12 protein-coding genes and 1 pseudogene are annotated in these 14,720 nt (G+C 60.9%); 7 read left to right on the forward strand and 6 right to left on the reverse strand.

Translation table 11 applies throughout. The annotated features are described in order from the left end of the window. Position 1 precedes the first annotated feature (1 nt). On the reverse strand, positions 2-400 hold the full coding sequence (locus tag XI02_RS45155) for a hypothetical protein (protein ID WP_244980775.1): 399 nt from the start codon (positions 398-400) through the stop codon (positions 2-4). Between the two features lie 122 nt (positions 401-522). On the opposite strand from XI02_RS45155, the gene XI02_RS08180 reads away from it, so the two are divergent. The 5 genes and pseudogenes from XI02_RS08180 to XI02_RS08200 all read left to right on the forward strand — a co-directional run bounded on the left by XI02_RS08180 (position 523) and on the right by XI02_RS08200 (position 7,297). Next, positions 523-1,272, forward strand: a complete 750-nt coding sequence (locus XI02_RS08180; protein WP_172648613.1) for a CBS domain-containing protein — start codon at positions 523-525, stop codon at positions 1,270-1,272. Positions 1,273-1,945: 673 nt separating this feature from the next. Beyond that, positions 1,946-2,098, forward strand: a complete 153-nt coding sequence (locus XI02_RS08185; RefSeq protein ID WP_172645844.1) for a hypothetical protein — start codon at positions 1,946-1,948, stop codon at positions 2,096-2,098. A 252-nt stretch (positions 2,099-2,350) separates the two neighbouring features. Next, positions 2,351-3,439 carry an HlyD family secretion protein gene (locus XI02_RS08190; protein WP_172648612.1) on the forward strand — a complete coding sequence of 363 codons (1,089 nt, stop codon included), beginning with the start codon at positions 2,351-2,353 and terminating at the stop codon, positions 3,437-3,439. Further along, positions 3,436-6,175 (forward strand): annotated as a pseudogene (gene rbbA / locus XI02_RS08195) (ribosome-associated ATPase/putative transporter RbbA). The gene XI02_RS08190 and the pseudogene rbbA overlap by 4 nt, the downstream one beginning before the upstream one ends. Continuing rightward, positions 6,176-7,297: an ABC transporter permease gene (locus XI02_RS08200; protein WP_016844691.1), complete on the forward strand. Its 1,122-nt coding sequence runs from the start codon at positions 6,176-6,178 to the stop codon at positions 7,295-7,297. It begins immediately after the preceding pseudogene. Positions 7,298-7,548: 251 nt separating this feature from the next. Here XI02_RS08200 and XI02_RS08205 read toward each other — a convergent pair whose 3' ends face one another. The 4 genes from XI02_RS08205 to XI02_RS08220 all read right to left on the reverse strand — a co-directional run bounded on the left by XI02_RS08205 (position 7,549) and on the right by XI02_RS08220 (position 9,945). Then, positions 7,549-7,866 carry a hypothetical protein gene (locus XI02_RS08205; protein ID WP_194483386.1) on the reverse strand — a complete coding sequence of 106 codons (318 nt, stop codon included), beginning with the start codon at positions 7,864-7,866 and terminating at the stop codon, positions 7,549-7,551. Between the two features lie 59 nt (positions 7,867-7,925). Next, positions 7,926-8,081: a hypothetical protein gene (locus XI02_RS08210; protein ID WP_016844689.1), complete on the reverse strand. Its 156-nt coding sequence runs from the start codon at positions 8,079-8,081 to the stop codon at positions 7,926-7,928. A gap of 199 nt (positions 8,082-8,280) precedes the next feature. Further along, a complete protein-coding gene (locus tag XI02_RS08215; protein WP_157790899.1) occupies positions 8,281-8,610 on the reverse strand; it encodes a hypothetical protein in 330 nt (109 codons plus the stop codon). Positions 8,611-9,258: 648 nt separating this feature from the next. After that, positions 9,259-9,945, reverse strand: coding sequence for a CBS domain-containing protein (locus XI02_RS08220; protein ID WP_172648611.1), 687 nt, complete (start codon positions 9,943-9,945; stop codon positions 9,259-9,261). Positions 9,946-10,071: 126 nt separating this feature from the next. On the opposite strand from XI02_RS08220, the gene XI02_RS08225 reads away from it, so the two are divergent. Continuing rightward, positions 10,072-10,524 carry a host attachment family protein gene (locus XI02_RS08225; RefSeq protein ID WP_038379070.1) on the forward strand — a complete coding sequence of 151 codons (453 nt, stop codon included), beginning with the start codon at positions 10,072-10,074 and terminating at the stop codon, positions 10,522-10,524. A gap of 991 nt (positions 10,525-11,515) precedes the next feature. Here the strand turns inward: XI02_RS08225 and murJ are convergent. Then, complete coding sequence (gene murJ / locus XI02_RS08230) at positions 11,516-13,168, reverse strand: murein biosynthesis integral membrane protein MurJ (protein ID WP_244980774.1); 1,653 nt, start codon at positions 13,166-13,168, stop codon at positions 11,516-11,518. 1,292 nt (positions 13,169-14,460) lie between these two features. Here murJ and XI02_RS08235 point away from each other — a divergent pair. Next, on the forward strand, positions 14,461-14,679 hold the full coding sequence (locus tag XI02_RS08235; protein ID WP_172648610.1) for a hypothetical protein: 219 nt from the start codon (positions 14,461-14,463) through the stop codon (positions 14,677-14,679). Positions 14,680-14,720 lie beyond the last annotated feature (41 nt).

Genomic DNA, 14,720 nt, shown 5'->3' on the forward strand with positions numbered 1-14,720 from the left:
CCTATCGTTTCGCTGACGCCGTTCTTTGGGCGCTCTGGAGCGTCGCGTGCCGGCACGTTAGGCCGCTCTCGTCGACATCAATGATCTTTCGTGCAAACAGGTTCAGCTCGATCGTACCCGGCGAACGCGCGGTCTCGATCGCGTACGTCGCGTCATTCGCGCTACGCGCGGTAACGCCCTTGGCCCAGTCCTGCAGAGCCGTGACCTTCTCGGCCACGGAGGCGGTGGAATTGAACATGCGGAACAGCTCCCAGGCTTCGTTCGATTCGACCTGAATCTGCTCGAACCAGTGCCGGTTCGCCTCAAGTCGCATATAGGCGCTACCTGCGCGTTGATATGCGTCAACTCGATAGCTTTGGGCCGCACCGGTTCCGGCGATCAACCTGGCTGCGCTTGGCATTTACGAAGCAACATCTCCGATCATCGGTCGTGGCGCTTTGATTCCCGTCAGGCTTGCGGGAGATCAAAACGAATGAGTCGCGCTTGTGGGAGATTGGCCCAAGCGTTGAACGGAGAGCGGCAATGCGCGCCCATCAAATCATGGCGAGACACGTCATCACTGTCGGAACCGAGACACCCATTCTCGACGCAGTCAAGCTGATGATGGATCATCACATTAGCGGCCTGCCGGTGGTCGATGCGACTGGAAGACTGGTAGGCATCCTGTCGGAGACCGACTTCTTACGGCGAAGCGAGATCGGCACGCAACGCCGCCGTGCCCGCTGGCTTCAGTTCCTTCTCGGCTCGGGCCACGCAGCTGCTGACTTTGTCCACGAGCGCGGGCGGAAGGTGGGAGAGATCATGTCGCGTGATCCCATCACCGTCACGGAAGAGGCGCCTCTGCCCGATCTGGTCGAAGTCATGGAAAAGAGAGGCATCAAGCGGTTGCCGGTGATGCGCGACGGTCATCTTGTCGGCATCGTTACGCGCGCTGACCTGCTGCGGGCGGTTGCGTCTGTTGCCCACGAGGTTCCGGATCCCACGGCGGATGATAAACACATCCACGACCGTATCGTTCGGGCACTCGACGGCGCAAGCTGGTGTCCGCTGGGTCTGCAGGTCTCGGTCCGCAACGGTGTGGTACATCTCCGCGGGATTATTATGGACGAGCGGGCGAGGCTGGCGGCTATCGTTGCCGCTGAAAACACAACCGGTGTCAGGGAGGTGCATGACCACCTGTGTTACGTCGATACCTATTCCGGCTTCTATATCCAATCCGCAGAGGATGAGCGAACGGCCGCCGCAAACGCAGCGAAGGAGACTGCAGGATGATCGTGCGCCGCGCAATCTTGCTTATTCCGTTGATCGTGACCGCGGTGGTCAGCGCGGATGTCGTAGCATTCGCCGCGAGTCCAGCCGATGGTGAGACATCATGAGCGTTGGATCGTACAAAGGAATTGAATACTCAATCATTCAGTCGATCTATCCGAAGGGATGGCGATGGACCATCCACACCAGTACCAAGTCCGGCCAATCCGACACCGCCCCCACGCAGCACGAGGCCAAGGTGGCCGTATTTCGAGCAATCGACCAAGTTGCCGCGTCCCTGTATGACCGAGATTTGGATCCGCGACATTACTTCGTAGCGCGCGTGTAAGTATTTCGATTGTAGGTCGGCAACCGTGCCGACAAGGCGGTGTCTTGCCCCGGCGGACGATTCAATGAGATATCGTAGATTTGGCCGATGTGGGAAAAGGCGGTAGCAACACGCCAAGCCGGTCGGTCATCACCGTGGATGCCGATCTCCGCTCGATATGCACGTGCGCCGGCCAATGTGCCCCTTGACCCGATGATGTTGAGGTAGTGCGGGGCGGCTCGGCTCCATTCGTATTGCTGTACGAAGACGGCGAGTACGCCATCCTGCTGCAGTCCCATCTCAAGGAGAGGGAGTGGGGTGGGTGCTGATGCGGCTTCCTGATCCACTATGCCGGTCGAGAGGCTGAAGATGCTTGTTCGGTCAAGCGTTGGCCGAGAATATCGCGACGGGCGCATGGCTCCGCATTGCGATGTTGTGGCCTGTGATTTGTTGATGCCTTACGGCGATGTCGTGCTGATCTGCTCCAGCGAAGCGGCAATTGAAACGTTCTTCGTGCAGTGATTGTCCTGTCCATCTTCTTTCGCATCAAGGGCACGCTGCATGGTGCCGAGTTCGACAAGATCATCCGGGACGGGCAAGCATGCAAGGCGTCGGCGATGGAGCGTCAGCGCCGCGCCGATTGGCTAGGCGCGAGCCACTTTCGCGCGGAATGGGATCAGCGGGATGCAAGCGCACAACCCTTTGAGGCAGGTCAAACGCACTCGATGCGGCGATGCGAGAATAGCAAAATGTCCGCAATTCGAGGCTGTGATCATGCAAGCCCCAAACGAGCTTCGGGAAGAGCCGTCGATACTGAACCAGTCCGCCTCGCTCGTGCCGTCAGAGCCACATCATCCGCTACTGGCACGGCGGGCAGCGCTCAAGCGGCGCGGCCGGCAGATCGCCGCCGCGCTTCTCGTTGTTCTGGGCGGCGTCGTCGGTACCGGCTACTATGTCTGGAAGAAGGCTCACCCGCCTCTTCCGGTCGGCATCAGCCTTGGCAACGGTCGCATCGAAGCGGACGAGATCGACATCGCGACCAAATTTGCCGGCCGGGTTTCCGAATTGCTGGTCGACATCGGCGACATCGTTGCGCCGGGCCAGGTGCTGGCGCGGATGGACACCCGAGATATCGAGCAATCGCTCTCCAAGGCGGAAGCCCAGACCAGACAGGCGCTGCGCGCCGTCGAGGAAGCGCAGGCCAACCTCGCGCAGCAGCAGACGACGAAGACGCTCGCCGAACAGGAGATGGGGCGCACCAATTCGCTGCTGAAGAACGGTTGGACCACCCAGGAGATCGCGGACCAGCGCAAACAGTCACTCGACGCGGCGATCGCCGGCCTCAACGCGGCACAAGCCAGGGTCCTGGTCGCCCAGCATGCGCGGGAGGCGGCCCAGCATGACGCGGGCTTCTACAGGGTGCAGATTGCCGACAACACGCTGGTTGCGCCAAAGGCCGGGCGGATCCAGTACCGGCTGGCCAATATCGGGGAGGTCCTTCCCGGTGGCGGCAAGGTTTTCACCATGCTCGATCTGTCCTACGTCTACATGGACATCTATCTGCCGACGCTGGAGGCCGGCAAGGTCAAAGTCGGCGCGGATGCGCGCATCGTGCTTGATGCCTATCCAGATCATCCGATCCCGGCCAAAGTCTCCTTTGTCGCAATCCATGCGCAGTTCACGCCAAAGACCGTTGAAACCCAGACGGAGCGTGACAAGCTGATGTTCCGCATCCGCACCCGCATCGACGAGGAGCGCCTGCTCAAGCATGCCGAGTCAGTCAGAAGCGGTTTGCCCGGCATGGCCTACGTCCGCTGGGATGCGAAGCTCGCCTGGCCGAAGAACCTTGAGGGTTCTCCATGACGAGTGATGATGAGGCGGTCGTCATCGTCCGGGGACTTTGTCACCTCTACGGCTCCGCAACCGCGCTCGATGACGTATCCGTCACCTTGCCAGCGGGGCAACTCGTCGGACTGATCGGACCCGACGGCGTGGGCAAGTCCTCGCTGCTCGCGATCCTCGCGGGCGCGCGGAAGATCCAGGAGGGCGAGGTCTTCGTTCTCGGTGCCGACATTTCCAATGCCGCCGCCCGCGCGTCGATATGTCCGCGGATCGCCTACATGCCGCAGGGGCTTGGCAAGAATCTCTATCCCGACCTGAGCGTGAAGGAGAATATCCAATTCTTTGCCCGGTTGTTCGGCCAGTCTCGCGAGGAGGGCGAATGGCGGGTTGGGGAGCTCCTGGAGAGCACGGGACTTGCGTCCTTCGCCGACCGGTCGGCCAGGAACCTGTCGGGCGGCATGCGGCAAAAGCTCGGACTCTGCTGCTCTCTCATTCACGATCCCGATCTGCTGATCCTGGACGAGCCCACCACCGGCGTCGATCCCCTGTCGCGCCGGCAGTTCTGGGATCTCATCGACCGGCTGCGCGGGCGCAGGGTGGGAATGAGCGTGATCGTCGCAACGGCCTACAATGGAGGAGGCCGAACGCTTCGATTGGCTGATCGGCATGAACAACGGCCGTATCCTCGCCGCGGGCACGCCCTCCGATCTGAAGGCAAGGACCTCGGCGCAATCGATCGAGGACGCGTTCGTAGCCTTGCTCCCGCAGCGTCAGCGCAGAGCTGCGGAGATCGTCGATCTACCGCTCGATTCCGATGCCGAGCCCGTGATCGTCGCCCGCGACCTGACTTGCCGCTTCGGCGATTTCACCGCCGTCAACCGCGTGAACTTCACCATCCGCCGCGGCGAGATCTTCGGTTTTGTCGGCTCGAACGGATGCGGCAAGACCACTACCATGAAGATGCTAACCGGGCTACTGCCGCCTTCGGAGGGTGAGGCGCTGATCTTCGGTAGGGCGCTGGAGGCCGGCAACATCCAGGCCCGCCGCCGCGTCGGCTACATGTCGCAATCATTCTCCCTCTACGGCGAACTCACTGTCGGCCAGAACTTGCTGCTGCATGCGCGCCTGTTCCACTTGCACCGCGCGTCCGTTAACGCGCGCATCGCCGAGCTCGTCGAGAAGTGCGACCTCGCCGACTATATTGACGATCTGGCCTCGGCGCTTCCGCTCGGCATCCGGCAGCGGCTGTCCCTTGCAGTCGCGGTGGTACACAGGCCCGAGCTCCTGATCCTGGACGAGCCGACATCCGGCGTCGATCCCGTCGCGCGTGACCAGTTCTGGGAGCTCCTGATCGACCTGTCGCGCAATCAGGGCATCACCATCTTCGTTTCGACGCACTTCATGAATGAGGCGGCACGCTGCGACCGGCTGTCCCTCATGCACGAAGGACGCGTGCTTGCAACCGACACCCCGGCCGGACTGATCCAGGCGAAGGGCGCCACCGACCTCGAAGACGCCTTCATCAGCTTCCTCGAGCAGGAACGGCCGGGCGCGGTGCCGGCGCTCACGATCACCCAGGCGCGGGCCGCGGGACCGGACTTGCAGCAGGAGGCTGCGCGGCGCGGCCGTGCCGTCTTCAGCATTCAGAGGCTCCTCGCCTACACGCTGCGTGAGGGTCTGGAGTTGTCGCGAGATCGAATCCGCCTGGTGTTCGCTCTGTTCGGTACCGCCATGCTGATGATCGTCTTCGGCTTCGGCATCTCCACCGACGTCAACAATCTCACCTTCGCCGCGCTCGACCGGGACCAGACTCCCGAAAGCCGCGCGTACCTGGAGGAGCTGCGCGGCTCGCCGTACTTCGTGGAGAAGCCGCCAATTGCCGACTATGCGGACATCGATCGCCGCCTGAAGAACGGCGACATCAACGCCAGCATCGAAATTCCACCGAACTTCGGCGTGGACCTCAAGCGAGGACGCCCGGTCTGGGTCTCCGCATGGATCGATGGCGCGATGCCGTTCCGCGCGCAGACCATCCGCGGCTACCTCGAAGGCATGCACCAGCTCTATCTGAGCGATCCCTCCGTAAAGACGACGCAGCCGACCTTGCCGCTTCCTGCGGATATCGAGATTCGTTTCAAGTACAATCAGGATTTCGACAGCGTCTTCGCGATGGTGCCCTCGACGCTGGCCATGATGCTGGCGCTGTTTCCTGCCATCCTGATGGCGCTCGCGGTCGTGCGCGAGAAGGAACTCGGCTCGATTACAAACCTCTATGTCACGCCGGTGACTCGCTTCGAGTTCCTGGTCGGCAAGCAGCTTCCCTATGTGGCAGTGGCGCTGGTCAATTTCCTCGTCATGTTCGTCATGGCGATCTTTCTTTTTGACGTGCCGCTGAAGGGCAGCTTTCCCGCGCTCCTGGTCGGCACCGTCATCTACGTCTTCACCACGACCGGCTACGGCATGCTGATCTCGACGTTCTGCAAGTCCCAGATTGCCGCGCTGTTCGGCACCGCCATCCTCACGATCCTGCCGGCCCAGCAGTTTTCAGGAATGATGACCCCGGTCTCCTCGCTGTCGGGCACGGCGCAGATCATCGGCCTCGGTTTCCCGATGAGCTACTATCGCCCGATCAGCGTCGGCACCTTCACCAAAGGCCTGGGATTCGCCGATCTCGGATCGAGTATCCTGCTGCTCACCCTGTTCATCCCTGTGCTGACGATCATCAGCATGCTCTTGCTTCGCGAGCAGGAGCGATAGATGCGTTTACTCTCGAACATCTTCTGGCTCGGCACCAAGGAGTTGCGCAGCTTCTTCTCCGACTGGGTGCTGCTCGGCTTCGTCATCTACTCTTTCTCGCTCGCGGTGATCAGCCAGGCGCAGAGCAACTCCCAGGAGCTCTATCACGCCTCGATCGCCGTCGTCGACGAGGACCATTCGGAGCTGTCGCGGCGCATCACCCATGCGTTTCTCATGCCCTATTTCAAGCCACCGGTGGCGATTCGAGAGGCTGACGTTGAGCGATTGATGAACGCCGGCAAATACACCTTCGTCATGGATATTCCGCCGGACTTCCAGCAGGACCTGCTGGCCGGCCGGCAACCGCGCCTGCAGATTAACGTCGACGCGACCGCCATGGTCCAGGCCGGACTGGGTTCGGGTTACGCCGAACAGATCATCAATACGGAAATCGCCCGCTTCGTGTCGCATGCGGAGCATGTGCCATTGTCGCCGGTAAATCTCGCCGTCAGAATCGCGTTCAACCCTAACGTGGCGACCTCCTGGTTCACCGGCGTGATGGGCATTATCTCGAGCGTCACCATGCTCGCGATCATTCTCGCCGGCGCCGCCCTCGTCCGGGAGCGGGAGCACGGCACGATGGATCATCTGATGGTCATGCCGCTCAGCCCGCTCGAGATTGCGATATCCAAGATCTGGGCCAACGGCTTCGTGATCGCTGTGGCGGTCGGTCTGTCGCTCCACCTCGTGGTGCGCACGCTTCTACAGGTTCCGATCGCCGGCTCGATCCCGCTTTTCATGTTCGGCACCACGCTTTACCTGTTCTTCGCTACAGCCATCGGGCTGTTTCTTGGCACCGTTGTCCGCTCCATGCCGCAGCTCGGCCTGCTCTATATGCTGGTTGCCGTTCCCATGAATATCCTGTCCGGCAACGCAACGCCGCTCGAAAGCATGCCGCACTGGCTCGCTATCGCCATGCAGGCTTCGCCCTCGACCCATTTCGTTTTGTTCGCGCAGGCTATCCTGTACCGCGGTGCCGGCCTGGACGTGGTCTGGCCGCAATTTGTCGCGGTCGCCGCGATCGCCTCGCTATTCCTGATGCTGTCGCTGATCCGCTTCCGGGCCTCGCTCAGCTCTGCCTGACGGCCGCGCAACGCCGGAGATGGCCAGTGACTAGGGGCGCGTGTGACGATGTTAGGCATCGTCTGCGCAAAATGCAGACGGCAAGAATCTCGTCTTGGTCGTTGCGTGCTGACGCCGAAAGCTCGGTCGATGCGCTGAGCACTCCTGAAGTCGCTGATCGAACGCCAAGCTGCGAAGAGCGAGTACGCCGACCACCGGCTGCTGGCGCTGCAGAAAGAGCTGAGCGACGCAGAAGATCGTCTGAAGCGGCTCTACCGCTCCGTCGAAGACGGCATTGCTGAGCTGGACGACATCCGGCAGAAGCACTCGATGGAAGCAAGGATGTCATCGGCGGATTTGGTCCATCGGAACGGCTTGGCATCGGCGTTGTGTCGGTCGATGAACGAAGTGATGTCCGCCCTGAGGGCGACGACGCTGCGATAGACGCCGCGCCTGATCTTCTTATCGGTGAGGAGCGCGAAGAAGCGCTCGACTTGATCGAACCATGACGAACTGGTCGGGGGCAGGTGCACATGCCAACGCAGCCTTCTAGCCAGCCATCGCCGGATCAGCGGGATTGGCTTCACCACCGCGTTGGTGGTCAGAAAGCCGTAGTCCGGAGGCCGGCGAAGGCGAACAGCGGCTAGAATCAGTCGCGTTCGAAAATCTTGGCGCCGGGGTAGACTCTCCGGGCGTACGCGACGACCCGCTCTCGCTGCTGAGTCTCCAGGAACGGAGTTTGGATTCTGCACGACCCGACGATGAGGTGCCACAGGCCATTGAGCTTCTGAATGTTGACGATCATTTGGGTGCTCCTCGTTCCTTAGGCGTCCGGAGGCGTAGTAGGAGCGCGTTGTCGGAGTCCGGACGACCGCTTATGGCATCGCGTCCATACCGGTCCATCTGCGCTTTATTCTAGCGTTTCCCTTCTGCCCGGTTTTCGCCGGGCGCGCTATTCCGGTCGACTACGTTCGGGGAAAGTACGTAGGGTAGATGCATCCGCACTAGCTCACCGCCGATACCGCTCCGCCCGGTTCGCGTGGTTCATTTCCTCGTAGGACCTTCGCCAACCTCTCCGGCCCATGCTTGTCCTTGAACGCCTGCCGCGCCGCCTTGAACTGCGTCTTGGCGTCGTCGAGCGTCGCGGCCGAGCCGAACGATGCGCCGGGGATCGTCACGGTGATCGTCCAAGGCCAGATACCGGGCGAGCGCTCGCGGGCGTAGCGGATGCGGCCGTCCTGCACAGGTGTGGCTGGGTCCGCTGTCAACGGTAGACCGGACATCGGCCGGGCCTGCCGGGACAGTGCTTTTGACCCACAGCCGACAATAGCCAAGCGGTATTCCCGCCGCCCTTCACTAGTCGTACAGTCTCGGGCTTAGGCGCTTCCGTAGTTGCCGTTCCCAAGCGCCGCCCCTTCACGTGCGCATGTACCCGTCGATTTTCGCGATAGGCTTTGACGCTGGCCGACATCTTCAGGCAGATCTCCAGCTCAATATAGCTGGGCGTGCCGTCCATGCTCGTCTCGTGGATGCACGCGGTCATCTCTGCCCTCGAATACACTGCTCACTGCCCGGTCAATTCGCCTCGCGCCCGGAGTTCGTCGCTCATGCACGAATCGAGTGTCTCGCCAGCGCCCGAACCGCCGATCATCTCGACTTTGCAAGTCGAGGCTACGTTGAAGTGCGGAACGGCGTCGACAGCTTTGGCGACCGGAGGAATGAGAGCTACGAAGGCAGACGGAATGAGCGGAGCTTGCGTGAGATCAAATCGATCAGAAGTGTACGCGGCGTCGAAAGGTGAAAACTGGAAACTCGACCGACGCCTTTAGGTCTTCCTGTGGAGGTGATGTACCCGTCATAGTGCGGGGGGAATCTTGCAGGCCCGTGCACTGGTAGGCACCGAGGTGCCATTGACAATTTCAAATCCTTCGAAGATCCGCTTATCGATCAATTACCTCAGGTCAAGTTAGGCGGGGTTCTTCTCAGTACACCAGCATCGGTGTTTCTAGAAGGTGATCGTTGACTAGGACAACGCCGGGAATTGCCTCCGCGGCGACCCGAACCGCCGCGCGCTCGTCGGCGGACGGAGCATAACCCCAGAGATCGACGACGCCGTTTTGCACGGTCACATTCAGGTTGAATGTGTGGGCCCACGGCTGCTGCCGAATCTCGGCAAGAAATTTCTGCCGGATCGCGGAATCTGAGAGTGCGATTTCGAGCTTGGGACGGGCAGTCGCCACGGCCTGGAGCAGGTTGGCCCGGCTGACAATGCCGACAAGCTGGTCGTTTCTGTCAACGATCGGAATGCGCTTGATTCCACGCTTTTCGAGTAGCATCGCGATCTCGTGCAGGGGCGTCTCTGGACCGGTGGTCACGACCTCCCGAGTCATAACGTCATTTACCTTGACCGCGTGCGACCTCACGTAGTCGGACGCCATTTGTGCGTCTCCGGTCAGGAGCCCCAGCCACCAGGAATAGGGACGCTCGGTCCCCGCCTCAGTCCGATGGAGCAGGTCGCTTTCCGTGACCACTCCTATCACCTTGCCGCCGTCATCCACGACCGGAACGGCGCTGATACGGTGCTTGAGCAGTATGGAGGCGACATGCCGGACGGTTGCGCTTGCTCTCACCGTAATGACCGGCGAAACCATCACGTCGCGTGCTTGCATGATCAAACTCCCGGTCAGTCTTCGAGAGAGCATTTCGCAGAATCTACCTCTTCCGTGATTGACCCGGATCAATTCTTCAGCATCGTCGCTGCACTAATATTGTCTACCGCATGATGGGGGAGTTCGATGACGAAAGTTCCACATGATGCCGTCGTGTTTGTCGGCGACGGGCGCAAGGCCCTCTTCCTCCGTAACGAAGGTGACGCGCAATCCCTCAACCTCAAGGCCGAGGCTGTATTCGAGCATCAGAACCCTGCAACGCGCATGCAAGGGACCGACCGACCGGGACGGCTGAGCAAGGGACCGCATTCAGGGCAGCGGAGTGCCGTCGAGTCGCCGAACTGGCACGATATCGAAGAACATCGTTTCACGAAGCAGGTTGCGGCCGCGGCGGAGCAGCTCCTTCGCAGTGGAAGCGCGAAGATGTTCGTCATTGTTGCTCCGCCGCGAACGTTGGCCGAACTGAGGATGGCCCTGCACGCCGACGTCTATCGTCACGTCGTGGCCGAGATTCCGAAGGATCTCACCAAGCTGCCAGTCTGGGAAATCGAGAAACATCTGTTGGAAGTTCCGGCTTAATTCCGGCGCCAGCTTTTGTTCGCCGCCGCCGTAAGGATGAAAAATGCTCAAGTCAGCAACACGGAGCCATGGAGCCTCAGGCCCCCGGAAGGAGCGGCACGCGCCGAGCGACGAAGTAGACGAGGCGCCAAGCCTGATCGATCAGGATCAGACGGATGTGGAGCGCGACCTGCCTCTTGACGGCAATGAACCGGTTGAACGAGGCGCACCTGGGAAGGCCGAACGTCCCTTGTTTGATGAATAGAGGGGTGCCGGTTGAACCAGCGCGACGAAATCCTTGGTCTCGGGCGCTTCATTTGAGTGTTTGAAGGCGGATCGAAGGTAGTCATGAGTGCATTGAAGTTGCGTCAGGATGTAATGGATGAACTCGAGTTTGAACCCCGCGTGAATGCGGCCCATATCGGGGTTGTAGTCACCGGAGGTTACGGACATAGCCGGCTGGGGAATGGATGTTCGGCGGCATGACGCGCGGTTTGCTGCAGCAAGCTGCGATCCGCCTGCTGACGTCACATTAGCTAGTAGCCAGCCAAAGCTAAATCGCGATTTGATGGAGCAACCGGATAGAAGGTGGTGTGGTTCCGGGTTGCAGTCGTCGAACGAAGATAAGCCACGCTTCCCCCTGCGCGAGAGTGTTTTGTGTTGGTCCTGCGCTCGTTTGCAAAGTCCCGGCCGACACCACACGCTTCGCTCGGTTATGCCGCAGTCGGGCGAGGATCGTCGCCCTGTGGCAGAACGCGGTGGATGTAACCGGCCTCCCATTTCCGGGAGAGTCCCCTCAACTCATATGACCCGCGCTCAGCGAAATTTCACGTCAGTACCTGCGACGAGATCGGTAACGACGCAGGATAGGGCGTCATGGCCCCTTACATTTCCTGTCATGCTCTGACGTCGTATGTATCCGGCCAGATCGTGCCGATGCCAGTGAAGACAACAGCCGCGAACATCACGTTCGTCAGGGTCATAGTCTGTACCGGGGCTGGGGTGGTTTCGTTTATGAATCCTGGTGCGGCGTATCTGGGGCCTGTGCTGGGCGTATCTTGCGTAACAAGACGGCTTGAATCTCAGCGATCTCGCCTACGCGAAACAAATGGGCCATCCCCCAATATAGCCCGATCCCGAGCATACAAAGCAGCGTGGCACGACCGATCACCGTCATTGCATTTGCATCCGGCAGCCATTGCAATAGTTGAATACGGGCGAGGAGGCCGAGGCCCGTCGCTACGACCGCGGACATCGCAAGGCGCAGCGCGACCCGCAGCATTCCCTGCGATCCCTCAAGCGTTGTGCCTCTCGCAATTGCCTCGCGCTCGAAGCGGCGGCGTTGTAGCCAGCCAAGCACCATCACATAGATAATGATAGCTGCCGAGCTCGCGACGGCCAGGCCCATAGCGCCACCTCGCAGGCGTAACGCAACGTAGACGGGCGTCATGGCAGCAGCGATCACCGTGCCGATAAGTGTCGGCAGCCATGTGCTGCCCAGTGCATAGAAGCCGCGGCTGATGAGCGTCTGCGCTGCCCAGCCGCTGAGGCCAAGGCAGAGGAAGGTCAGTACGGTGGCGGTTTCCTGCGCATCGGAGAGGCTGAAACGGTGAGCGGAAAGGCCCCAGATCAGGTAGACCGCCTCGAAGCCTGCGATGGTCAGGCACACTTGCGCCGCAAATGTGAGGAGTAGCGTCAGCCGCACGGCTCGGCATAACAGAGCGTAAGCCTTGACGATGGCCCCCGCCGTGACCAGTTCGCTAATGGTCGGATAGGAAGCGACGCCGACCGCCATCCCGAACATCCCGATCGGGACTTTCATCAAGGTCCGGCCATATTGCAGGTAGGCGAGCGTCCCTGGCGCGAGATAGGAAGCCTGGTTCTTCACGATCCACTCGTCCACGATCACAATCGAAAAGCCGATCATGATCGGGAGCGACAGCCAGAGATAGCGTCTCAGGTCTGGATCGTTGAACGAAATCAACGGCAGCCAGCGCATATTGCTCTTGATGCAACCGTAAAGTGGCAAGGCGAAGGGACCCGCGATGGACCCGACCAGCACGCCCCAAGCAAAGCCTTCGGCACCCAGCTGGGGATAGTAAGCACCGATCAGTCCACCGATGATGATACCTGCGGAGTAGACCAGCGGCGCCAGAGCCGGAAGTGCATGGAGATTTTGGGCCTGCAGCGCTGCCGATAGCAGTCCACCCACCACATGAAAGAATTGGGCCGGCAGGATGATGCGCGTTAGACGGACAAGTGCGTCGATGTCCGTCGGATCGGTGATGCCTGGGGCAACCAGTTCGGCCAATGGCCGCCCAAGCGCCATAAGAACCGCGATGCCGACCGTACCAACCAGCAAGATAAAATTCGCGATGACACTGAACGAAATCCAGGCCCGTCTTTCATCACCTCGCTGCAGGTGCGACAGAAAGATCGGAATGAACACGATTGACAGCGCGCCAGCAGCAAGCAGGTAGTTCAGGAAGTCCGGTAACGTAAAGCTCGCGAAGTAGAGATCGGCCTGGCGGCTGGCACCCAAGGTCCGGCCAACGATCTGTTCGCGCACGAGCCCCATCACGCGACTTAGGAAGATGGAGGCCGCCCAGATGACGGAAGCGATGCCAATCATACGCGTTTGGCTGTTTCTTTTTAGTTCGGTCAAAGCCGTCGCCCAGCGGAATGGATCGAAACCGGCCCCCAAATTACGGGCCCTTTGGTATGCCTTCGCCCATCGGCCGGCAAATGGAGTTGATGGAGATCAATGGGTGCCCAACCGCGCAGTTAGAAAGGACTGCCAGCTCTCGTTGGAGTCTCATTGAGAACGATGGGAAGTGTTCATGAAGCCGGTTATCGCTGATCCTCGGAATTGGCGTCGCGCTGGCGGCTACCAGTGCATCCGCACAATCTGTTGACCTGACCGGAACCTATCAGTGCGTTCAAATGTGTCGCGGCGGCAAGCTGGCTTATGTCACGCAGAATGGACCCGAGCTCAATCTCTTGACGGAGGGCGGGGGGCCTTCCGCGCCGAGTCGGACTGGTTCTATCGGGCAAATCGCATCTGGATCGATGCCTTCAACATCAGTGCGGTCCATACACCTAACGGCATGACGATCCAGTTCGACAACAGGAGCATCCGGCGGCGTTTTGTGCCAGCAGCCCCCCGCCGCTCCGCCGTGGACGTGGCTAGGCAAGCTCAAGAACAATTAGAGCGGCACAACTGGTGATTCAGGCAGGGCCGCGTCCCATTTGGCGAGGAGAATCGCCGCCGTCCCAGAAATGTGTTGAGGCCCGGTTAGCCGCTTCAAGGCCGCGCGCAAGAGCGCCTGTTTCACGGCGGCGCGAGGACCCCTTTGGGTCCGCAAAGGGTCAAAATGCGCGTAAGGGGCAGCTCTTGGCGCAAACCAGACACATCTACGCCTGGGCCACGCACGCAGGCATCATCGACAATCATCGAAGCCCAACGAATAGTTGCTGGCGCGGCCAAGGCGGCAGATGACCAGCGTCAGGTCGGCCTCTGCGAAAATCGCGGCGTGAGCCCCCGAACGCGACGTCTGTCCGGTGAGCCAATTGACGAACGCAACCGGAGCGGCGACCTGCTACTTGCAGCCACGGCAAATCGTAAGCTTGCCCTTCAGTTTGTCATCTTCCGCGGGATCACCCGATCGCTGCCCAGAGACACGATCCGCTTCTTGACCGAGCTTGGACGGCTTCGCCGGGCGCGACCTGACAGGTCGCGTCGTCCGGCTTGACGCGTCATTGTCGTCGACGATGCCGACGCTAAAGCCATCGTAATCGGTGGCCGGCTTGGCCGGCGGCGGCAGCCTGTCGATCACCGGTGCTGGCGAAACGTTGTCGGGCGCCGACTGCGTGTCCTTGACAGTGGCAGATGGTGGAGCGCCCGCGGCGGTCGCCCGTGGTGGCACATCTTTAGCGGCTCGGGGTGATACCGAACCCTTGGCGGTCTCCGCCGGCGGCGGAACGTCATCCGTCGCCGGTGACGACCCAAGACTGCTCTTTGATGATGGCGTGGAACTTTTGGCAGCCGCCCGCGGCGACACGCTGGGTGCCGCCATCGGCGGCCAAACGCTGTTGGTGGCGGCCGGAGGTGCCGCCCCCTGTTCACTCAATGGCGGCGGCGGAGCAAGCGAAAGCGGCGGGGCCAGCGACGTCTGACAGCTGGCGCTGTCTTGTAACCAAACACCAGCGACCAACAA

Origin of the sequence: Bradyrhizobium sp. CCBAU 21365 (assembly GCF_015291305.1) — a bacterium.
Classification (GTDB): Bacteria; Pseudomonadota; Alphaproteobacteria; order Rhizobiales; family Xanthobacteraceae; genus Bradyrhizobium; species Bradyrhizobium elkanii.